At 64.1% G+C, this 20954-nt stretch carries 17 protein-coding genes and 1 pseudogene; 9 read left to right on the top strand and 9 right to left on the bottom strand.

Annotation, left to right across the window (positions count from 1 at the left end):
• Positions 1 to 4 precede the first annotated feature (4 nt).
• Both ACWF6P_RS09625 and ACWF6P_RS09620 read left to right on the top strand, forming a co-directional pair.
• On the top strand, positions 5 to 343 hold the full coding sequence (locus ACWF6P_RS09625; protein ID WP_230815631.1) for an RNA polymerase-binding protein RbpA: 339 nt from the start codon (positions 5 to 7) through the stop codon (positions 341 to 343).
• Between the two features lie 736 nt (positions 344 to 1079).
• Positions 1080 to 1256 (top strand): hypothetical protein, encoded by a 177-nt coding sequence (locus tag ACWF6P_RS09620; protein WP_452620876.1) that lies wholly within the window; start codon positions 1080 to 1082, stop codon positions 1254 to 1256.
• 10 nt (positions 1257 to 1266) lie between these two features.
• Here ACWF6P_RS09620 and ACWF6P_RS09615 read toward each other — a convergent pair whose 3' ends face one another.
• Together ACWF6P_RS09615 and ACWF6P_RS09610 are read right to left on the bottom strand one after the other, a co-directional pair.
• Positions 1267 to 2112: a hypothetical protein gene (locus tag ACWF6P_RS09615; protein WP_317552846.1), complete on the bottom strand. Its 846-nt coding sequence runs from the start codon at positions 2110 to 2112 to the stop codon at positions 1267 to 1269.
• A gap of 65 nt (positions 2113 to 2177) precedes the next feature.
• A pseudogene (locus tag ACWF6P_RS09610) lies at positions 2178 to 3153 on the bottom strand (helix-turn-helix transcriptional regulator).
• Between the two features lie 134 nt (positions 3154 to 3287).
• Between ACWF6P_RS09610 and ACWF6P_RS09605 the strand changes: the two are divergent.
• The gene (locus ACWF6P_RS09605; RefSeq protein WP_452621005.1) at positions 3288 to 3683 is read left to right on the top strand and encodes a RidA family protein; all 396 of its coding nucleotides are present in this window, start codon (positions 3288 to 3290) and stop codon (positions 3681 to 3683) included.
• Between the two features lie 51 nt (positions 3684 to 3734).
• Here ACWF6P_RS09605 and lnt read toward each other — a convergent pair whose 3' ends face one another.
• From lnt to ACWF6P_RS09590, 3 genes are read right to left on the bottom strand one after another with little or no spacing between them, the layout of a single operon-like run.
• The gene (lnt, locus tag ACWF6P_RS09600) at positions 3735 to 5303 is read right to left on the bottom strand and encodes an apolipoprotein N-acyltransferase (RefSeq protein WP_452621004.1); all 1569 of its coding nucleotides are present in this window, start codon (positions 5301 to 5303) and stop codon (positions 3735 to 3737) included.
• Positions 5304 to 5340: 37 nt separating this feature from the next.
• Complete coding sequence (locus tag ACWF6P_RS09595) at positions 5341 to 6975, bottom strand: amidohydrolase (RefSeq protein ID WP_452620875.1); 1635 nt, start codon at positions 6973 to 6975, stop codon at positions 5341 to 5343.
• 12 nt (positions 6976 to 6987) lie between these two features.
• Complete coding sequence (locus tag ACWF6P_RS09590; RefSeq protein WP_003944915.1) at positions 6988 to 7548, bottom strand: FxsA family protein; 561 nt, start codon at positions 7546 to 7548, stop codon at positions 6988 to 6990.
• A 250-nt stretch (positions 7549 to 7798) separates the two neighbouring features.
• Here ACWF6P_RS09590 and ACWF6P_RS09585 point away from each other — a divergent pair, with 250 nt between their 5' ends.
• Complete coding sequence (locus ACWF6P_RS09585) at positions 7799 to 8458, top strand: hypothetical protein (protein ID WP_452620874.1); 660 nt, start codon at positions 7799 to 7801, stop codon at positions 8456 to 8458.
• 37 nt (positions 8459 to 8495) lie between these two features.
• Here the strand turns inward: ACWF6P_RS09585 and ACWF6P_RS09580 are convergent, their stop codons facing one another.
• Together ACWF6P_RS09580 and ACWF6P_RS09575 are read right to left on the bottom strand one after the other, a co-directional pair.
• Positions 8496 to 9155 carry a response regulator gene (locus ACWF6P_RS09580; protein WP_003945024.1) on the bottom strand — a complete coding sequence of 220 codons (660 nt, stop codon included), beginning with the start codon at positions 9153 to 9155 and terminating at the stop codon, positions 8496 to 8498.
• A gap of 77 nt (positions 9156 to 9232) precedes the next feature.
• Positions 9233 to 10396, bottom strand: coding sequence for a sensor histidine kinase (locus tag ACWF6P_RS09575; protein ID WP_277377122.1), 1164 nt, complete (start codon positions 10394 to 10396; stop codon positions 9233 to 9235).
• A gap of 65 nt (positions 10397 to 10461) precedes the next feature.
• Between ACWF6P_RS09575 and ACWF6P_RS09570 the strand changes: the two genes are divergently transcribed.
• From ACWF6P_RS09570 to ACWF6P_RS09555, 4 genes are read left to right on the top strand one after another with little or no spacing between them, the layout of a single operon-like run.
• Positions 10462 to 11202, top strand: coding sequence for a TSUP family transporter (locus ACWF6P_RS09570; protein ID WP_452621003.1), 741 nt, complete (start codon positions 10462 to 10464; stop codon positions 11200 to 11202).
• A 30-nt stretch (positions 11203 to 11232) separates the two neighbouring features.
• Complete coding sequence (locus ACWF6P_RS09565) at positions 11233 to 12753, top strand: TldD/PmbA family protein (protein WP_452620873.1); 1521 nt, start codon at positions 11233 to 11235, stop codon at positions 12751 to 12753.
• A complete protein-coding gene (locus ACWF6P_RS09560) occupies positions 12750 to 14111 on the top strand; it encodes a metallopeptidase TldD-related protein (RefSeq protein ID WP_452620872.1) in 1362 nt (453 codons plus the stop codon). Before ACWF6P_RS09565 ends, ACWF6P_RS09560 begins: the two co-directional genes overlap by 4 nt.
• Positions 14111 to 15016, top strand: a complete 906-nt coding sequence (locus ACWF6P_RS09555; protein ID WP_452620871.1) for an epimerase — start codon at positions 14111 to 14113, stop codon at positions 15014 to 15016. Before ACWF6P_RS09560 ends, ACWF6P_RS09555 begins: the two co-directional genes overlap by 1 nt.
• A 7-nt stretch (positions 15017 to 15023) precedes the next feature.
• Here ACWF6P_RS09555 and ACWF6P_RS09550 read toward each other — a convergent pair whose 3' ends face one another.
• Positions 15024 to 15404 carry a PPOX class F420-dependent oxidoreductase gene (locus ACWF6P_RS09550; protein WP_378446028.1) on the bottom strand — a complete coding sequence of 127 codons (381 nt, stop codon included), beginning with the start codon at positions 15402 to 15404 and terminating at the stop codon, positions 15024 to 15026.
• A gap of 203 nt (positions 15405 to 15607) precedes the next feature.
• On the opposite strand from ACWF6P_RS09550, the gene ACWF6P_RS09545 reads away from it, so the two are divergent.
• Entirely contained in the window at positions 15608 to 17263 is a 1656-nt protein-coding gene (locus ACWF6P_RS09545; RefSeq protein ID WP_452620870.1) for a GMC oxidoreductase, read from the top strand.
• 38 nt (positions 17264 to 17301) lie between these two features.
• On the opposite strand, the gene cobN is transcribed toward ACWF6P_RS09545, so the two are convergent.
• Positions 17302 to 20922, bottom strand: a complete 3621-nt coding sequence (gene cobN / locus ACWF6P_RS09540; RefSeq protein ID WP_452620869.1) for a cobaltochelatase subunit CobN — start codon at positions 20920 to 20922, stop codon at positions 17302 to 17304.
• Between the last annotated feature and the right edge of the window lie 32 nt (positions 20923 to 20954).

Genomic DNA, 20954 nt, shown 5'->3' with positions numbered 1-20954 from the left:
CACCATGGCAGATCGCGTACTTCGAGGTAGCCGACTCGGAGCTGTGAGCTACGAGACCGACCGTGACCATGACCTCGCGCCCCGTCGTATGGCCAAGTACAAGTGCGAGAACGGCGAGATCTTCGACATCCCGTTCGCGGACGAAGCCGAGATCCCCGGTACCTGGTTGTGCCGTAACGGCCTCGAAGGCAGCCTCATGGAGGGAACTGCTCCCGAAGCCAAGAAGGTCAAGCCTCCCCGTACCCACTGGGACATGCTTCTCGAGCGTCGCTCGGTCGAGGAACTCGAAGAGCTCCTCAAAGAGCGTCTCGACTTGCTGAAGGCCAAGCGTCGCGGCGCATGAACTAGCACTTCGATCAAGACCGTCCGGTTCTACACCGGGCGGTCTTTCTCGTTCTTCGGGGAGTGATCGTTCACAAGTCGACGTCATACTTCGGCCCTTCTTCGACGTGGTAACTCCAGATGCTTCGCCGTACTGAAAGATATTTCAGTACAACGTCATTCAGCATCCAGGCGCACTCGCCAGCCGACAGTGCGCGAATGCTGGATTCGCGCTGGAGAACCATCGGCACTGCTTCGTGCACCAGTGTGAGCTGTATCCCCCACCCTGCGACACACCAAACTTCGGTGCACCAAACTTCGATACGGCATGAAACTTCGATACGGCATGGGGACACCTCGGATACGGTGTCGAAATGAGACCGTCAGGAATGTTTGTCGGCGCGGGCGCACTGCTTCTCCTTGTGGGCTGCGGAAGTGCCGAGTCCCCGGTGCTGGGCTCCGCCCCTGCTCCCCCGACAGCCGATCTTTCGATGCTCGAGCCGGCGACCTGTCTCGCCGACAATCTCGGCGCGTCGCTCGGCACCGGAGTGCTCGTTTCCGAACCGAAATCGATCCCCGACGGATTCACCCCCACTCACGTGATCACTTGCGACTTCGGTACTGATGGCGATGGCAATGACAATGACAATGGCAGGGGCGATGGCAGGGGCGGTTGGGTCGAGCAGCATCGTAGGGGCGATCTGTCGGCCGTTCTGTCCGCCTTCAGAGTGCCCTCCGACCCGCGGGATCCCTCTTGCATGACAGACCAGCTTGTACCGCCGACCGTGTGGCTCGTGGACGATCGGGGGTACGGTATGCGGCCGCTCGTTCCCCAGGGCACATGCGGCCAGTACAAGTGGGATGCGATCGAGGCGGTCAACACTCTGCCGGTCACCGAAACAATCGTGCACCAGGTTCCCCTCGGCGCGCGATGACTGCGACCTTCTAGTCGACCGTGAATCTTCGCATCGCCAGATATCCGAAAACGCCGACCAGGATCAACGTGACGCCTGCGGTCACGGAAACGGAGTCGGTCACCAGCCCTGCGATTCCGGTCACGGCTATGAACACCGGCAGAAAGTCGAACAGCCTGAAAATCGACTGCGGGGGTTCGGTATCGAGGCCCTGCGCCTGAGCCGCCTTGTTCGGCGCGTACTCGGGGTACCACTCGGTGAACGAGATCGCGAAGAAGGTTCCGAGCAACTGCAGAATCCACCCGGTCCAGAAGTTGTCACCGTCGTGCAGCCGTGCATCTCCGAACAGGCCCACTGCAGCCGACCAGGTGAAGGCGAGCGCCCATACTGCCGTGATGACGTAGTTGATGCGCAGAAACAACGGCGTCGTCCAATACTCCTCGGGCGTCGACTCTTTCGCGTACTGCAAAGTGAAAGGATTGCGGAGCAGGATCGACCCGAAGGCGAAGACCACCAGTGCGATGTTGGTCAGTTCGCCTCCCCAGAGTTCGAACCACCGAATCGTGTTCGCCGACGCGAGTAGCCCGATGGCCGCCAGAACGCCGAAGAACGCGACGTCGAAGACCTCCAACAGCTTCACGGTGCCACCACGCCGGTGACTGGCCGCCAAAATCAGCAGTGACAACCCCAGCGCGGCAGCTGCGGATTCCTCGAACCTTCCCGGCCCGGAGAGTAAAGACAGCAGGATCCACGGCGACAGGCCCGCGAGCGGTGATTGCAGAACCGCATCGACCACGCTCGTTTTACGAACTGCATTCTGTCGCTCGGTCTTCTGGGGCTCGGTTTTCTGTGGCTGGGTCTTCTCGGGCTCGGTCACGGAACGCCGCCTTTGCGCTGGAACGGGTGGCACAGCGAGTACCCGCGAAGACGGCCCCTGAAGCGTCAGGACGACTCGCGGTAGCTTTCCGCCACTGCGGCGGCGCGGCTCAACAGGGCAATGCGCAGCGACTGCGGGGCCAACGCCTCCGCATCGACGCCAAGCTGCCACAGCGCCCATTCGGCATGTCGCGAATCTTGGAAGGTGACCTCCATCCGCAGCCATCCGTCGTCTCCGGCACTCTCGGCATGCACGCCCAGCGCGGTCTCTACCAACTCCTCCCTGCGTGCCGGATTCAGCCGCAGCCGCACGGCCACCTGGTCTCCGCCCGCCCGAAAGCGCGCACTGCGTTCCTGCCAGATCTGTTCGAGATCGACACTGGCCGGCCGCTCAGCGAGTTCGGCGAGTTCCTCTGCGGCCAGAATCCGAGACAACCGATAAGTCCGGTCAGCGCCCGAGGTCACGGACAACAGGTAGCCTTTGCCGCGCACCGTGACCAGGCCGACCGGATCCACCGTGCGCCACTTCGGCGCCCGGTTTCACCGCTGCGTAGTGGATCCGCAGCTTGTGCCCGGCAAGCACCGCACGCCGGACCTCGATCAAGACCGCGTCGGGCACTTCCTCGGTGACCGATCGCCGTGAGAGCAGATCCTTCTCGGGGTCGATCAGAAACCGCTGGGCTGCAATGTCCGCGAGAACTCGATTGCTTTCGGGTAGCGCGTCGACGACCTTGCGCATGGCTGAAGCGAGCTCCGAGCCGAGTCCGAAAACCTGCTCGCCACGCGCCGATCCCGCGGTCAGCAGTGCAAGTGCCTCGTCGTGGTTGAGTCCGGTCAGTTCGGTTCGGAAACCGGGTAGCAGCGCGAAACCTCCGTTTCGACCGCGTTCGGCGTAGACCGGTACCCCGGCCGCAGACAAAGCCTCGATATCGCGCAACACGGTACGTGTGGACACCTCCAACTCACGTGCCAGTGCGTCCGCGGACTGCCGGCCCCGTTGGCGCAGTATCAGCACGAGCGAGACCAACCGATCAGCACGCATTCCGAAAATGTACCGAAATACATGACATAGAGTGTCGTGATTTATTGACAGGCTTCTTCCACGACGGTGGAGACGGGGGCTGTCGAGCCCCCGCCCATACGTTTTTCGAACAATCGAATGGAGTCGACGTGGCAATGGAGCGAACGGCAGTCAACCCGGTGACGTGGTCGGCGGAAATGGGATTCAACCAAGGTGAAATTGTCTCCGGGCAGACTCGGACCCTGTTCATCTCGGGCCAGACGTCGATGAGCGAAGACGGTCGACCTCGGAATGAAGGCGACATGGCTGCGCAAGTAGCGCTCAGCCTCGACAACATGGAGGCAGTGCTCGCCGAGGCCGGCATGAGTCTGGCAAACCTGGTCCGTCTCAACGTCTACACCACAGATGTGGACCTGTTGTTCACGCACTACGGCATGTTGGCCTCACGGCTGGCCGCCGCCGGGGTCGCACCAACCACGACGATGCTCGGCGTGGCTCGGCTGGCAATCCCGGGTCAAATGGTCGAACTCGAGGGAACTGCCGTCGCGTGATGCGGCCTTCCCTGTTTTCCGTCCCTGTTGGTGGGGAGTGATTCCCGAGGGTCAGGTTGCTGCCGTCTTTTCGGCAGGTAGCTCGGCCTTGTCCCGGCGCCTCGCGATCACTGCCAAGGCAATCGCGCCGACAGCGATGATGCTGAGCACGATTTCCGGCGCCGGGCCTACTCGGGTGGCGAGAGTGGTGCTGGTCGAGAGCGGCACCTTCGCCACCAGTGCGGCAGGCACGAACAGTTCGGTCTGCGAGGTCACCGCGCCGTCGGGACCGATGATCGCGCTGACGCCACTGGTCGCAGCAACGACCACCGCGCGACCGTGCTCGACTGCCCGCACGCGCGACATCGCCAGCTGCTGATACGTCATCTCGGTGTCGCCGAACGTGGCGTTGTTGGTGGGTACCGCGAGAAGTTGTGCACCGTTGCGGACCGACTCCTGGAAGGCTCGGTCGAACGCCACCTCGTAACACGTTGCGACGCCGATGGGTACGTCCGCTGCGTGGACGACCCCGTTGCCCTCGCCGGGCACGAAGTTGCCCGCTCGATCGGCATAGGACGAGAAGTTCCGGAAGAAGCTCCGGTAAGGCAGGTATTCGCCGAACGGCTGGATGATCTTCTTGTCGTGTTGTTCCTGAGGACCATCGGCGCCGTCCCACACGATCACCGAGTTCGTGGTCGTGCGATCGGCATTCACGAGTACGGTGCCGACAAGAATCGGCGCCCCGATCGCTTCGGAGGCTCGGGTGATGTCAGCCGCGGCATCGGCGTTTCGCAAGGGGTCGATGTCCGAGGCGTTCTCCGGCCAGATCACGACGTCAGGCTGATCGACACGGCCCGCGTCCACCTCGGCGGCAAGTTTCACGGTTTCGCTCACATGATTGTCGAGGACCTGCTTGCGTTGTGAATTGAAGTCCAAGCCCAACCGCGGAACGCTTCCCTGAATCGCGGCGACGGTGATCGTTCGGTCGCCGGAATCCATGGTGGCCAGGAACGGCGACGCCACAAGGGCAATGATCACGGGCACGAGGGCAGCGGCAACAGCTCCGAAGAATCCTCGGTCCCACCGCTTGGCTGCGACAGCGACGGCAATTGCTGCCAAGCCGGTACCGGTCAGGGCCACCGCGAAACTGAGCAGCGGCGCACCGCCGACACTCGCAAGGGGAAGGAGCCACCCTTCGGATTGACCGAATGCGAGCCTGCCCCAAGGAAATCCGCCGAAAGGAACGCTGGAACGAAGCCACTCGGTGAGCGTCCAGGTCGCGGCAATCCACAACGGTGCCCACGGCAACCTCCCCACCAGGACAGCGAGCAACCCGAACAGTCCGATGAACAACGACTCCACCGCGGCCAACGCGATCCACGGGACCGCGCCTACGAACACACCGATCCACGGAAGCAGCGGCACCAGGAATCCGAGACCGGCCAGGTACCCGTAACCGAAGCCGGCACGCAGGCGAAGTCCGCCGCGGCCGAAGTTGGTCAACACACACGTCAGAAGAGCGATCCCGACGGGCGCCAAGAACCACAGTGGGCGGGGTGGGAACCCGGCAAAGATCAGGAATCCACCTGCGGCTGCGTACAGCGAACGCAGCCATGCCGAACCGGTGAGCACAGCGTTCACGCGGGAGCGATCGTTGCCGGGCGCCTCGGCGCTGCGCTCACTCACTCGTCGAGCTGCGCTGATAGACGACGCGTCCGCGATGCACGGACTCGATGCAGACCGGAATCGGCGCATCTTCCGCCAACCTCGGCAGAGCGGGTACTCGCGAGCGCGGATCGGTGGACCATCGCTGAACCGAGTCGGCCGGTGCACTCACTTCGAGTTCGCCTGCCTCCCACAACACGTAGGACGCCGGTGCGCCCGGATTGAGCGTTCCCGCGGCGCCGTCCCGCACGCCGCCCGCGCGCCAAGCACCGCGTGTTGCTGCGGAGAAGGCCGCACGCGGCGAGATCCCACTTCCGTCGGTGCGGTGCTGAACAGCGGCGCGCAGCATCGCCCACGGCTCGATCGGGGTGACCGGCGCATCGGAACTGAATGCGAGTGAGACGCCCTTACCGGCAGCGGGTGCAAACGGATTCAGAGCTGCCGCGCGGTCGAGGCCCAGACGTGTCGCGTACAGGCCGTCGGTGCCTCCCCACAGTGCGTCGAACACCGGCTGGACACTCGCGATGACGCCCAAGGCAGCAAAGGTTTCCGCGTCGGCCATCGACATCATCTCCGCATGTTCGAGGCGGTGACCCAGCGCGGCGACCTTGGGGCCACCCAGTTCGTCGGCCACTTTCCGGAACGCGGCAGCTGCCGAAGACACGGCGCCGTCACCGATGGCGTGGAATCCGGCCTGGACACCCGCGAGGGTGCAGGCCCGGATGTGTGCGGCGATCGCGTCGACGTCGAGGTAGGCGTTTCCCGTCGAATCAGGTTGGTCTGCATAGGGTTCGAGCAACCAGGCGGTGTGTGAACCGAGAGAACCGTCGATGAAGAGATCCCCGCCGAGTCCGTGGGCACCGGTCTTGTCGAGGAGCGCGCGCGCGTCCTCCTCGCTGTCGACGCGTTCACCCCAGTAGCCCCGAACCTCCACGCCGTGATCGTGGGACAGGAGTTCCTGAAAGTCGGTCAATCCCGAGATGTCCGGTCCCCCGCACTCGTGAACGGCAACGATTCCGCGTGAGGCGCAGAGATCGAGCGCAGCGGTACGAGCAGAAGCGCGCTGAGTTTCCGTCAGCAGATTCCGAGCGGCATTGCGCGCCAGGTGGTGTGCGTCGAACGTCAACGGGCCCTCGGCTGAGTATCCAGCGGTGTCGGCGAGGTCGGAGATGCCGTCGCGCAATGCGCTCGAGCACGCGGCGGAGTGAACATCGATCCGCGAGAGGTATACCTTGCGGCCAGGTGCCGCGGCGTCGAGATCTGCGGTCGACGGCGGCGTCTGCTCGGCCCACTCGGTGTCGTCCCAACCGTGTCCCCAGATGACTGCGTCGGGATGGGCAGTTTCGGGGTTCGCGGCTGCGAATGTTCGTACTCGCGAGAGGCATTCGTCCAGAGAGTTCGCGCCCACGAGATCGAGGCCGACGAGATTGAGTCCCAGTGCGGTGATGTGGACGTGGGTGTCGACGAACCCGGGAGTGACAAACGCACCGCCCAGGTCTTCGATCTCCGCGGCGGGGTGCAACGCCCGTCCGGCGCGCTCGTCGCCGACCCACACGACGGTGCCGTCGGTGATGGCGATCGAGGTCGCGTCAGGTGCAAATGAACTGTAGATCCGGCCGTTGACCAGCAGACGAGTAGTCACGAGCACCCAGTCTGCCTGTTAGTACTGCGGCCCCCGCGAACGGGTGGGTGTATCCGTGTCCAGAATCTCACCCTCGAGGACCAGTTCCTTGCCGTTGCTGGCTACGTACTCGGTGGTTTCGGGTGTCTCGACGATGATCTCGCCGTCGATCACCTCGCCGTTTCCGCGCATCCGCGCCGCGTAGCCGACGGTTCCGGCAAAGGCGTCACCACCGGCAGCAAATGCTGCTGCGCGCTTGCCTGCCAGGAGGACGGCAAGCGGGCGCAGTGCCCAGCGGGTCGGCGGAATCAGAAGCAGCAGGCCCAGAACGGAAGTCACGAGTCCGGGCACGAACATCAACGCGGAGCCCGCCGCGACCAAGGCGCCGTCGGCCACCGCCAGTGACGGCGATCCCTCACCCCGCGTGGCCTTACGAAATCCGTCCATGACCCGTCGCCACTGCGAACGCATGAGGATCAATCCGACAAGCGATCCGGCAAGAAACAGCAGCACGGTCCAGGCGACACCGATGGCGTTGCCCACGATGACCAAGGCTGCGATCTCGACGATCACGTAGAGGAGGAATACGGCGGCAATCATGACGTCCCCTTTCAGACGGTCTATCCGTTCAACGCTCGAGGGCCCGGTTTTTCTCCCGACAGCGATGCAGACCTGCAAAACAGGCGGGTGCCGTGAGTCACATGGGGCCTCTGCGGGGCGCCGTCGACTTGCCTGGCGTTAACTAACGCTCCGCTAACGATTCTAAACCTCAAGTTGACGTTGAGAGTCTGGACGTGGTCAAGTCACTTCGGGCCGCATTTCCCGGCCTCATGAAATGAAGGAGCCCGACATGAGCCGACTCCCCGGCAAGACACTCGCCCGACGCATCCCGGCTGCCCTCGCCGGCACTGCCGCCGTCGTGGCACTCACCGCCGGCAGCACGATGACGAGCGCCGGAACCGCCGCCGCAGAACCGGTTGCACCCGAAGGTATTGCTGCGCTGATCGCCCAGGCCGCAGCCATCTCCCCCGAAGCGTCTGCCGCTGTCCAGCAGCTGATCGGCACGGCAGGCGCCGACCAGATCACCGCAGCCCTCGATATCCCCGCCGTCGGCGTCACGAAGCCACAGTCGTTCATGTACCCGGCACCGACGATCGGGTGCGGCATCGCCGGCGAGCCTGTCACCGTCACGCTCAGCTCCGCGCAGGCCGGTCCGAACTTCCCCTTGCCGCCGTGGGTCGAGGCCGATCACCTTCGTTTCCAGGCAATCCCGGGTTACGTGGGCATCCCCAAGACATCAGGGTTGAGTGTCGCCTGGATCAACGTCGGCACGTTCAAGGGCGGCATCGTCCCGTTGGACGAGAAGTTGCCCGTACTCGATACGCCGTTGCTCTCGAAGGTCGTCGACACCGGTGACGGCAAGGTGTTTGCCGCTCTGTTCGGCAATGTCGATTACGCAGACGGGAAGACCTGCATCGTGCTGCCAACAGTGGGCTCTTTTGATGCTTGAGCAGAGCGAAACGCTCGCTGCCTGACAGGCGGCTGGCCTACGCGCCCGGAGTCACCAGTCCGGTCTCGTAGGCCAGCACCACAGCCTGCACACGATCACGCAGATCGAGTTTGGTGAGAATGCGTCCGACGTGCGACTTGATCGTCGATTCGGACAGGTACAGCTGCTGTGCGATCTCGATGTTCGACAGGCCAGTGGCCACGTGTCCGAGGACTTCTCGTTCGCGTTCGGTCAGGACGTCGAGAACAACCGGATCGCGTCGCGGCGCCGGACCGTCCACGATGAACCTCGACAGCAGACGACGTGTCACCTTCGGGGAGACAACCGCATCACCGGCCGCCACGCTGCGGATGGCCGACACGAGATCCTCAGGCGGTGTGTCCTTGAGAAGAAAGCCGCTCGCTCCGGCTCGTAGGGCGCCGAGCGCGTGTTCGTCGAGATCGAACGTCGTCATGACGAGGACTCGCGACTCGATCCCGGAGGCAAGGATCTGCTCCGTGGCTTTCACTCCGTCGACAATCGGCATCCGCACGTCCATCAACACGACGTCAGGCTTCAGCGCCACCGCCGCTGCGACCGCCGCGGCTCCGTCGCCGGCCTCACCGATGACCGAGATGTCTTCATGTGCTTCGAGCACCATGTTCAGGCCCATCCGCATGAGTTCCTGATCGTCGACTAGCAGCACGGTGATGGGCACCGCGTAAACCTATCGGGCCTGAGACGTCGGTGCCAACGCGATTGCTCCGGCACCTGGTTACAGAGACATCGCCTGGATCAGTCGTGGATCTCGAGTGGTAGTTCCGCATAGACACGCCAACTGCCGTCGGGGCGTCGTCCGGTCTCGAGTGTCCCGTGCAGTACCGCCACCCGCTCGCGCATGCCGACCAGTCCGTTCCCCGAACCGTGGGAGAAGGTCGAACTCGACGTTCCGTTGTCGACCACCTCGAGCAGCACCGCGGTCTCGGTGCGGCGCACGGTGACTCGTGCCTTCGGATTTGCGCCGGCGTGACGGAGGACGTTGGTCAGGGACTCTTGGACGAGGCGATGAATGCCCAGGCTGACCGACGGACTGACGTCGTCGAGTTCACCGGTCAGCTCGAGGCGCACGCCGAGTCCGGCGGCACGCATCATCTCGACGACCTTGGCGATACCAGCCGTTCCGTGTTGCGGCATCGCGTCGCTACTGACCTCGGTGCGCAGAAGCGAGACGGTCCGGCGAAGTTCGGCAAGCGCGTCGCGTCCGGTGCTGGAGATGTTGCCCAGCGCTTTCTTGGCCAACGCCGGATTGGAATCGACCGCATACGACGCGCCGTCCGCCTGGACGATCATCACGCTGACCGCGTGGGCGACGACATCGTGGAGTTCGCGGGCGATTCGGGTTCTTTCCGTGGCCACCGCATCCTCGGCACGCCGATCCCGTTCGTATTCGGCCACTTCGAGTCTGGCGGCCACTTCCTCGTCGTAGGCGCGGCGGGCGCTCAAGAACTCGGCGGTGATCCAGGCCAGTGCATAGAGCAGCGTCGCGATGATGATCGTCAGGATCACGTCTTGGCGGATGACGAGCAACGAGAGAGTCATGTCCAGGGCAAGGAAGCACGCGAATATCGCCCCGGTACGCCGATCGACGTAGGCGACGAGTGTGTAGAGCGAAACTCCGAGCGCCAGCAGGCCTGGATGTTCCGCAGCCGGATCCCCAGTCGCCCACATCATCAGGGTCGCGAAGTACGACATCGACAATATGGACGCAGCGGACACACGCGGATATTTGCGACGCCACACGACGGGAAGGCAGATCAGAAATCCGACGACGAGCTGAGGCCACCGCTCCTCACGCGGCGAACTGACGAACGTGACTACCTCGAGCGCGAAGAACACGAGCGCCAGCGCGCTGTCCGCGATCATCGGCTTTCCTCGCAGCCACAGGCTGAACCTCCGCATGTGCTCAAGAGTGTCACAGCTGTGAAAGAGTCACCGCCGTGGATATTGCTGATTGGGGACTGCTGATGACGGCAGCGACGGCGGCGGGTTGGGTGGACGCTGTCGTCGGCGGCGGCGGATTGATTCTGTTGCCCGCGCTCTTTCTGGTCGCGCCCCAATTGACCCCGCAGGCGGCCCTGGCCACCAACAAACTCACGGCCTTCACCGGGACGAGCGCCGCGGTGTACACGTTCTCCCGGCGAATCCCGATGGAGTGGCGGCAGCTGGCTCCGGCAGCTGCCTTGGCTGCGGTGACAGCCGCGTGCGGCGCGGCAGCCGTTTCACTGATCGACAAGAAATACTTCATTCCGATCGTGATGGTCGTCCTCGTCGCTGTCGCCGTCTTCGTGACCATGCGTCCGACGCTGGGAACCACCATCGCCACTCATCGTCCGACGCAGCGCAAGACCGTTCTCGTCCTGCTGCTCTCCGCCGGACTCATCGGCCTCTACGACGGTCTGCTCGGACCTGGCACGGGCACGTTCCTCATCATCAGCTTCGCGACCTTCCTCGGAACCGAATTCGTCCGCAGCGCAGCGATGGCGAAGGTGATCAATCTCGGTTCCAACTTCGGCGCGCTCACGTACTTCGCCGTCACCGGACATGTCTGGTGGAGTTTGGGTTTGGCTATGGCAGTCTGCAACGTTCTCGGTGCGGTCATCGGTTCGCGGATGGCGTTGAGCAAGGGATCCGGGTTCGTGCGGATCACGCTGTTGGTTGTCGTGATCGCCATGGTGATCCGCCTCGGATGGCAGCAGTTCGGCTGAGATCGGCGGTCGTCGACTAGCGTCGTGTGCGTGACCGTCACCCGAGATGTCGATGCAGATTTCCTCGCCCTCCCGCTGCGAGTCGTCGCCGACGCGGCGCTGTCGGCAGCAAGAACCGCCGGAGCCCAGCACGCCGACGTTCGTGTCCACCGCGTGCTCACACAGTCGATCAGGTTGCGCGACGGCGTAGTTCAGGCCGTGTCCGACGGAGACGAGATCGGGGTCGCCGTCCGTGTGATCGTCGACGGCACCTGGGGATTCGCCTCCCACGCCGAGGTGTCCCCTGACGTCGCGGCTGCGCTGGCGCGCCAAGCCGTCGAGGTTGCGAAGGCATTGCGCTCACTCAATCGTGATCCGGTCACCCTCGCCGACGAGCCCGTCTACGCCGACGCGACGTGGGTGTCGCCGTACCTCGAAGATCCTTTCGCGACACCGACGTCCGACAAGGTAGCTCTGCTGGTCGACTATTCCGGGCGGCTTCAAGCCGCTGACGGCGTGGATCACGTCACGGCGAGCGTCCTCCAGGTCAAGGAGCAGACCTTCTACGCGGATCTGGCCGGTTCGTCGATCACCCAGCAACGGGTGCGTCTGCACCCCGAGTTCGAAGCCACAGCCGTCGACAAGTCGGCCGGCAGCTTCGAATCGATGCGTACCTTGGCTCCGCCGGTCGGGCGCGGATGGGAGTATCTCGGGGCGGAGAGCACGTGGAACTGGGGCGACGAGCTCGCCCGGATACCGGAGTGGCTGGCCGAAAAAACGAAGGCACCGACCGTCGAAGCGGGCCCGACCGACCTCGTGATCGATCCGACCAATCTGTGGCTCACGATCCACGAATCCATCGGACATGCCACCGAATACGACCGGGCAATCGGCTACGAAGCGGCCTACGCCGGTACGTCGTTCGCGACGCCGGACAAGCTGGGAACGCTGAAGTACGGAACATCGCTCATGCACGTGACCGCCGATCGAAACCAAGAGCACGGTCTGGCCAGCGTCGGATTCGACGACGACGGCGTCGCCGCTCAGCGGTGGGATCTGGTCGCCGACGGAACACTGGTCGGGTATCAACTCGATCGCGTGTTCGCACCGAGGCTGGGACTGACGCGTTCCAACGGATGCTCGTACGCAGACTCCGCACATCACGTCCCCATCCAGCGTATGGCCAACGTCTCGCTCTCCCCCGACCCTCACACGGACACCTCGACCGAAGACCTGATCTCACGAGTCGAGAACGGCATCTACGTCGTCGGTGACAAGTCCTGGTCGATCGACATGCAGCGCTACAACTTCCAGTTCACCGGTCAGCGGTTCTTCAAGATCCGTGACGGAAAGCTCGACGGTCAGGTGCGTGACGTGGCGTATCAGGCGACGACGACAGATTTCTGGGGCTCGATGGAAGCCGTCGGCGGAGAGTCGACCTGGCGACTGCAAGGCGCATTCAACTGCGGCAAGGCGCAACCCGGTCAGGTTGCGGCGGTCAGCCACGGCTGCCCGTCCGCTCTGTTCCGCGGAGTCAACATCCTCAATACCCGTTCGGAGGCTCAGCAGTGATCGATCCGCAGCAGGTCGTCGAGCGTGCACTGGCCGCGAGGACGGTAGACGAATCGTTGGTGATCGTGACCGACGCCAGTGAAGCGTCGCTGCGGTGGGCCAACAATTCGATGACCACCAACGGAGTCTCACTGTCCCGTACGTGGACTGTGATCTCGATCGTGCGCGAAGGTGACATCGCGAAGGTGGGCACTGTCAGTTCCAGCAGTGTCGATCCGGAGCAGATTTCCGCGCTCGTGCAGGCAAGCGAAGAAGCTGCTCGCACAGCCACTCCCGCTGACGACGCATCCGACTTGATCACCCAATCGGCGGCGGAAACCGACTGGGACCTGCCGCCCGCCTTGACCGACATCGGTGTCTTTGCTCAGTTGGCTGTCGACCTGTCGAAGGCCTTCGACGGCAGTGACCAGTTGTTCGGCTTCGCCCACCACCAGTTGCACACCACCTGGCTCGGAACCTCGACAGGCGTGCGACGCAGAACGGCTCAGGCCACCGGCTCAGTCGAAATCAACGGCAAGCGCGGCGACGCGAGTGCCTGGGTCGGATCCGGAACTGTCGATTTCAGCGACATTTCAATACCGAAGCTCTTGTCACAGTTGACCACTCGACTCGACTGGGCGGGCAATTCCGTCAGCCTGCCCGCCGGCCGCTACGAGACGATTCTTCCGCCATCTGCTGTGGCGGACCTGATGATCTATCTGATGTGGACCATGGAGGGTCGCGGCGCCGAAGAGGGGCACACCGCACTGTCCTCCACCGGTGGCACCCGGATCGGCGAGAAACTCGGCGCCTTGCCACTCACGCTGACCTCCGACCCCGAGGCCGAGGGCTTGCAGTCCGCGCCGTTCGTGATCACGACGTCGTCGAGCGAATCCGTCTCACTGTTCGACAACGGCATGGAGATCGAACCCGTCGACTGGGTCCGAGACGGGGTTGTCAATGCGCTGGCCTACCCGCGCCGCGCTGCCCGAGAATTCGGTCGACCCGTCGCAGTTCCCGGCGACAATCTCATCCTGACCGGTGGTGACGACACCTCGATCGAGGACATGATCGCAGGTACCGAGAAGGGATTGCTGCTCACGACCCTCTGGTACATCCGCGAGGTGGATCCCACGACTCTGCTGTTGACGGGACTCACGCGTGACGGTGTGTATTTGATCGAGGACGGCAAGATCGTCGGCGCCGTGAACAACTTCCGTTTCAACGAGAGCCCTCTCGATCTCCTGCGGCGGGTCACCGAGGCGGGCCGCACCGAGATCACGCTCCCCCGCGAGTGGAAAGACTGGTTCACTCGAACGGCGATGCCGCCGATGCGCATTCCCGATTTCCACATGTCCTCGGTCAGTCAGGCGCAGTGATGGCGAAGGTCGTGATCGCCGGCGGCACCGGCGCTCTCGGCCGCCGGATCTGCGACGATCTCGCCGGCCGCGGGTACGACGTCGTGGTCCTGACTCGGTTACCGAAACCCGGCAGGCACAGGCAGGTTCAGTGGGACGGCGTCACGGTGGGCGACTGGGCAGGAGAACTTGACGGCGCCGCGGTGATCAATCTGGCCGGCGAGTTGGTCGATCGCCGACCCACACTTGCAAACATCGCACTGCTCACCAGCTCCCGAGTCGATCCGACCCGTGCGCTGGTCGAAGCGTCGAAACTACTGGCGAGCCCGGTTCCGGTCTGGATCCAGGCGAGCACGCTCGCGATCTACGGCGATGCGGGTGAGTCCCGGCTGGACGAGGATTCTCCCCTCGCTGACGGGCCGCCTCAGATGACCGACGTCGCAAAGGACTGGGAGGCAGCGGTCGAGGGCGCCAACACGTCACGAGTAGTGATCCTGCGGACCAGCGTCGTGTTGGAGAAGGGCACACCGGCGCTCGAGCGACTGCTGTTGCTCGTGCGTTTCGGCCTGGGCGGACGCGTTGCCGCGGGTAGGCAGTGGACGAGTTGGATTCACATCGAGGACTGGCTGTCGATCGTGCGCTGGGCCCTCGAACCCGATTCGGTCGCCTCGGGTGTGGTCATCGCTAATGCCCCGGATCCTGTCCGAAATTCAGAACTGATGGCCGGGCTGCGCAAGCACCTTCACCGGCCACCTGCCCCGCCGACACCCGCCTTCATGGTCCGGCTTGGCGCGTTCCTGCTGCGCAGCGACGCGGCCCTTGGCCTGACCGGTCGACATGCCGTGTCGAAAGTGTTGACGGACAACGGCTTCCCATTCACCTATCCGCAGTTCGACACAGCCTTGGATGATCTGCTCGGCAAGTGACGCCGGGTCAGGCCGAAGTGATGGCAAGGCCGATCGTTCCGGTCTTGCCGCGGCGAAGGAGACTGCCTTTCATGGTGATCCAGCCGAGGATTCCGTACCGACGTGCTATCGCGTCGCGAGCATGATCGGTGCCCGGTCCGTCGAGGATCTCGGCGACAGCGGCAACCGGTTCACCCTTGGGATTTCCCCGAGCATCGCACGCAGCGACCGTGACCGACGGGTTTCGCCTGATGCGCTTGACCTTGTAGGAATCGGTGACGGTCCACATCAGGAGCTTGTCGCCGTCCGGCGCGGCCCAGAGCGGAGTCGCCACCGGCGTTCCGTCCTTGCGGAAGGTCGTGAGTAGGACGTACTTGGCCTCGGAGACACGCTTGAAGTCGGGGTTCACCCCTCGAGGATAGGTGCGAGCGCCTCCCGCTGAACACCGACAGGCCTTCGCGACTATCTGGCGACCGCTCATCCTCGAATCAAAATTGCCACTTATGCACGTTTTATCCGGTTTCGATGCACATTCGACACGCTGTTTCGTCCCCAAACTCCATCTCGAGTTATTCTGAGGCAAACCGTCGAACTGGGGAGTCGAACTTACACATGCAGCGCCGTGACATGCAGCGTCGTGACTTTTTCAAGGCGGCCGGGGTGGGGGCGGCAGTTGCAGCCGCGACACCGCTCATGTCGACGTCGATCAGCCACGCAGCCCCCGCACCTCTGCGGGCGCTCCCGATGGGTGCTGATCACTACCGCGCGCTCGTCCCCGAGTTGTTCGTACCCTCGCCTACTCCCCCGGAGCATTCCGAAGCCATCGTCATCGGGTCCGGATTCGGCGCAAGCGCCACCGCACTCAGGCTGACGCAGAGCGGCACCCAAGTCACCATCCTCGAACGCGGACTTCGATGGCCTCACGATCCGCAGCGAGAGATTCACACCTCCGACATGCTGGCCGACGGCCGCGGAGTTTTCCGGCGAACATCGTTCACCAACCTCACCGGACTCCCCGTGGCGTGCGACTACTTCAGCGGCGTCCTCGATGCCACCGACTACGAACACATCTCGGTCTGGCGCGGCGCTGCAGTCGGCGGCGGGTCCGTTGTCTTCACCGGCGTGATGATCGCCCCCGAGCGCCGATTCTTCGACGCGGTGTTCGGCAACTCCCTCGACTACGACGAGATGACGGCGACGTGGTACCCCAAAGTGCGCCAGATGCTGCGTCTGAGCCCGTTGCCCGAAGACATCTACCAAACGCCGAACTTCGGACACTCGCGCCGCTGGGATCAGGACGCTCGTCGTGCGGGCTTCGATCCGCAGCGGATCGACGGGATCTGGAACTGGGACGTCGTTCGCGCAGAACTCGCCGGCCGAATCCGAGCGTCGGCCACCGCTGGTGACAGCAACATGGGCAACTCCAACGGGGCGAAGTTCGACCTCACGCAGAACTACATTCCTGCCGCCGAAGCCACCGGACGAGCCACCGTGTGTTACGGACATCAGGTGCTCGCAATCAGTCGCGAACGCGATGGACGTTACGTCGTCGACGTCGAATCCACGGATCCGACGGGCGGCGTTCTGGCGCGCAAGACTCTCACGTGTGACCGGTTGTTCCTCGGCGCCGGCTCCATCGGCACGTCCGAACTGTTGGTCCGCGCCCAGGCGACCGGCGCGCTGCCGAACCTCAACGAACACATCGGCAAGGGCTGGGGAACCAACGGCGACGCCGGAATGGTGCGCTCGTTCGGCTTCAGCGACGGCAACGCGCAGGCCGCGCCGTCCGCGTCGCGCATCGTGGACGAGTCAGGAATGCCACTCTCCCTGGAGAATTGGTACGTTCCCGGCTTGCCCGTGAACATCGGCATGCTCGGAACCTTGGGTATGACTCTCGACTCACAGCGCGCCGACTTCGCTTACGACGGCGGCAACGATCGGGTGGTGTTGAACTGGCCGAAGAACGGCAACGACGCCACCGTCGAGGCCCTGCGCGCCGTTCAAAACAAGATGGCGTTCGCCGGGACCACCCTGCCGTCCGCGTTGCCATTCGCGAAAGACGTCAATTCCTCGTTCACCGCACATCCCCTCGGCGGTGCGGTGCTGGGCAAGGCCACCGACAGCTACGGGCGAGTCAGGGGCTACGACGGCCTCTACGTGATGGACGGCGCCGCAATTCCGGGAAGTACCGGCACTGTCAATCCCTCACTGACAATCACCGCTCTGGCGGAGCGGAACATCGCGCAGATCATCAAGTCCGGACGCTGACATACTTCAGCGCCCGGACCTACGGTGATCTTCGAGATCTACTCCCCCTCGAGTTCGCCTTCGGTTTCGAGGTACACCTGACGCAAACCGTCGAGTGTCTTCTGCTCGGGGTGCTCCCACATGTTGCGCTCTGCAGCTTCGAGGAGTCGCTCGGCGATTCCGTGCAGGGCCCACGGGTTCGACTGGGTCATGAACTTCTGGTTCTGTTCGTCCAGAACGTAGGTCTCGGCGAGCTTCTCGTACATCCAGTCGGCCACCACGTTGGTGGTGGCGTCGTAGCCGAAGAGGTAGTCGACCGTCGCCGCCATCTCGAATGCACCCTTGTACCCATGGCGGCGCATGGCGTCGAGCCAGCGGGGATTGATCACGCGCGCCCGGAAGACACGGGCGGTCTCTTCCGAAAGTGTGCGTGTACGAACCGATTCCGGGCGAGTGCTGTCCCCGATGTACGCCTCGGGTGACTTTCCGGTCAGCGCGCGCACGGTGGCAACCATGCCGCCGTGGTACTGGAAGTAGTCGTCCGAATCGGCGATGTCGTGCTCACGCGTGTCGGTGTTCTTGGCCGCCACGTTGATTCGACGGTATGCGCTGCGCATGTCGTCGGCTGCCGGGATTCCGTCGAGCCCACGGCCGTACGCGAAGCCGCCCCAGTTGGTGTACACCTCGGCGAGGTCGTCGTCACCGCGCCAGGTCTTGGAGTCGATCAGTTGCAGCAGGCCGGCGCCGTAGGTTCCGGGCTTCGAACCGAAGATACGGGTGGTCGCACGCCTGGCGTCGCCGTGCTCGGCAAGGTCGGCCTGCGCGTGAGCGCGCACGTAGTTCTGCTCGTCCGTCTCGTCCAGCGCCGCCACCAACTGAACGGCGTCGTCGAGCAATGCGAGCACATGCGGGAACGCATCACGGAAGAATCCGGAGATGCGGACGGTGACGTCGATGCGCGGTCGGCCCAGTTCTTCGAGATCGATGACTTCGAGGTTGACGACGCGTCGGCTTGCTTCGTCCCAGACGGGGCGAACACCGAGGAGCGCAAACACTTCGGCGATGTCGTCGCCGGAGGTACGCATGGCGGCGGTGCCCCACACGGACAGACCCACCGAGCGCGGGTACTCGCCGTGATCGGCGAGATAGCGAGCGGCGAGCGACTCGGCCATCGCCTGACCGGTTTCCCATGCCAGACGTGAGGGAACTGCCTTGGGGTCGACCGAGTAGAAGTTACGACCGGTGGGGAGAACGTTGATCAGGCCGCGCAGCGGCGAGCCGCTCGGACCGGCGGCGATGAAACCGCCGTCGAGCGCATGCAGGACCTGTTTGATCTCGTTGTTCGTCTGCCGCAGACGCGGAACCACTTCGGTGGCGGCGAACTGAAGGATCTTCACGACGGTCTCGTCGTCGCTGAGTTGTTCTGCAGCGGCTGGGTTCCAGTCGGCGTCGTACATGCCGCGAACCAGAGCGTGCGCCTTTTCCTCGATGTCGTCGACACGGTTGCGGGACTCGTCGCCGTCTTCGCTGAGCCCGAGGGCCTCACGCAGACCGGGGACGCTCTGTTCGCCGCCCCACATCTGACGGGCACGCAGCATCGCGAGTACCAGTTCGATTTCGGCGTCGCCCTCTGGTGCACGGCCGAGAATATGCAGGCCGTCGCGGATCTGGACGTCCTTGATCTCGCACAGCCAACCGTCGACGTGCAGGAGCATGTCGTCGAAGACGTCTTCTTCGGGACGCTCCGCGAGGCCGAGGTCGTGGTCCATCTTGGCTGCCCGCATCAGCGTCCAGATCTGCTGGCGAATGGCCGGCAGCTTGGACGGGTCCAGTGCGGAGATGTTGGAGTGCTCGTCGAGCAGTTGCTCGAGACGGGAGATGTCGCCGTAGCTTTCCGCGCGGGCCATCGGCGGGATCAGGTGATCGACGAGCGTCGCGTGGGCACGACGCTTTGCCTGTGTTCCTTCACCCGGGTCGTTGACCAGGAACGGGTAGATCAGCGGCAGGTCGCCCAGGGCTGCGTCGGTGCCGCAGTTGCTGGACATGCCGAGCGTCTTGCCCGGCAACCATTCGAGGTTGCCGTGCTTGCCCAGGTGCACAACCGCGTCGGCACCGAATCCACCTGCATCAGGCGTCGCCGCGATCCAGCGGTAGGCCGCGAGGTAGTGATGGCTCGGCGGCAGATCCGGGTCGTGGTAGATCGCGACGGGCTTTTCGCCGAATCCCCGGGGCGGCTGGACCATGAGCACGACGTTGTTGAATCGCAGTGCCGCGATGACGATTTCGCCGTCCGGATCCTGCGAGCGATCGACGTACAGCTCGCCGGGCGCTGTGCCCCAATGCTCTTCGACGCCGCTGCGCAGCTCTTCGGGCAACGTGGCGAACCATTCGCGGTACTTTGCTGCCGAGATTCGGATCGGATTTCCCTCGAGCTGCTCGGCAGTGAGCCAGTCGGGATCCTGGCCGCCGGCCGCGATCAGGGCATGGATCAGCGCGTCGCCGTCCTTCGCCGCCAGGCCGGGAACTGCGTCCGGACCGTCGACCGGACCGAGGTCGTAACCGGCAGAACGCATTTCAGTGAGCAGGTCGATTGCGCTCGCCGGAGTATCGAGACCGACGGCGTTGCCGATGCGGGCGTGCTTGGTCGGGTACGCCGAGAGCATCAGGGCAACGCGACGCTCGGTGGTGGGTATGTGGCGCAGCTTGCCGTGACGGACCGCGATCCCGGCGACACGTGCAGCGCGCTCGACGTCAGGGACGTACGTGGACAGTCCGTCGGAGTCGATTTCCTTGAAGGAGAACGGGACGGTGATGATGCGACCGTCGAACTCCGGCACCGCGACCTGGGTCGCGACGTCGAGAGGAGACAGTCCGTCGTCGTTCTCGTCCCAGGTGGCGCGGCTACTGGTCAGGCACAGACCCTGCAGGATCGGGACGTCGAGAGCAGCGAGTGCGGCAACATCCCAGGCTTCGTCGTCGCCACCGGCGGACGCCGTCGCGGGCTTGGTGCCACCGGCAGCAAGAACTGTCACGACCATGGCGTCGGCGCGGCGGAGAGTGGTCAGAAGTTCGGCTTCTGCGGTTCGTAGTGATGCGCAGTAGATCGGGAGCGCTGTGCCACCAGCCTCGGCGACGGCGTCACACAACGCCTGGATGTACCGGGTGTTTCCGGCCAGGTGCTGAGCGCGGTAGTACAGAACGGCGATGACGGGACCGGTCGCCGAGTCGAGATCGGGCGCGAAATCCGCGATTCCCCAGGAAGGCAGGTGGGCCGGCGGTTCGAACCCGTGGCCGGTGAGCAGGACGGTGTCGGACAGGAAGTGGTGCAGCTGTGCCAGATTCTGCGCGCCGCCCTCGGCCAGGTAATTGTGGGCCTCGGCAGCGACGCCGGCGGAGACCGTCGAGCACTCCATGAGGTCGGCGTCCGGTGCGTGCTCGCCGCCGAGCACGACGACAGGGAGTCCGGAGGCGAGGACCATGTCCAGGCCGTCCTCCCAACTGCGACGGCTGCCGAGGATACGAACGATCACGAGATCGACGCCGTCGAGCAGCGGCGGCAAGTCTTCCGAAACGAGCAAGCGGGAAGGGTTGGCCCAGCGGTAGGAAACTCCGTCGCCGGCTTCCTGGCTGGCGCGGGCGCTCAGCAGATCGGTGTCGGACGTGGAGAGCAGAAGAATCACGGGTGAAGCCTTCCTGGGGTTTCGCGCCCCGT

The organism is Rhodococcus sp. NPDC055024, assembly GCF_053608585.1.
This window is presented reverse-complemented; position numbering and strand designations above follow the sequence as displayed.

Excerpts from the sequence above, each read along its gene's own strand:
- ACWF6P_RS09575 (WP_277377122.1), bottom strand. The coding sequence starts at position 10,396 with ATGCGGAGGTTCAGCCTGTGGCTGCGAGGAAAGCCGATGATCGCGGAC.
- ACWF6P_RS09605 (WP_452621005.1), top strand. The coding sequence starts at position 3,288 with ATGGAGCGAACGGCAGTCAACCCGGTGACGTGGTCGGCGGAAATGGGA.
- ACWF6P_RS09585 (WP_452620874.1), top strand. The coding sequence starts at position 7,799 with ATGAGCCGACTCCCCGGCAAGACACTCGCCCGACGCATCCCGGCTGCC.
- ACWF6P_RS09620 (WP_452620876.1), top strand. The coding sequence starts at position 1,080 with ATGACAGACCAGCTTGTACCGCCGACCGTGTGGCTCGTGGACGATCGG.
- ACWF6P_RS09590 (WP_003944915.1), bottom strand. The coding sequence starts at position 7,548 with ATGATTGCCGCCGTATTCCTCCTCTACGTGATCGTCGAGATCGCAGCC.
- ACWF6P_RS09545 (WP_452620870.1), top strand. The coding sequence starts at position 15,608 with ATGCAGCGCCGTGACATGCAGCGTCGTGACTTTTTCAAGGCGGCCGGG.
- ACWF6P_RS09570 (WP_452621003.1), top strand. The coding sequence starts at position 10,462 with ATGACGGCAGCGACGGCGGCGGGTTGGGTGGACGCTGTCGTCGGCGGC.
- ACWF6P_RS09625 (WP_230815631.1), top strand. The coding sequence starts at position 5 with ATGGCAGATCGCGTACTTCGAGGTAGCCGACTCGGAGCTGTGAGCTAC.
- ACWF6P_RS09555 (WP_452620871.1), top strand. The coding sequence starts at position 14,111 with ATGGCGAAGGTCGTGATCGCCGGCGGCACCGGCGCTCTCGGCCGCCGG.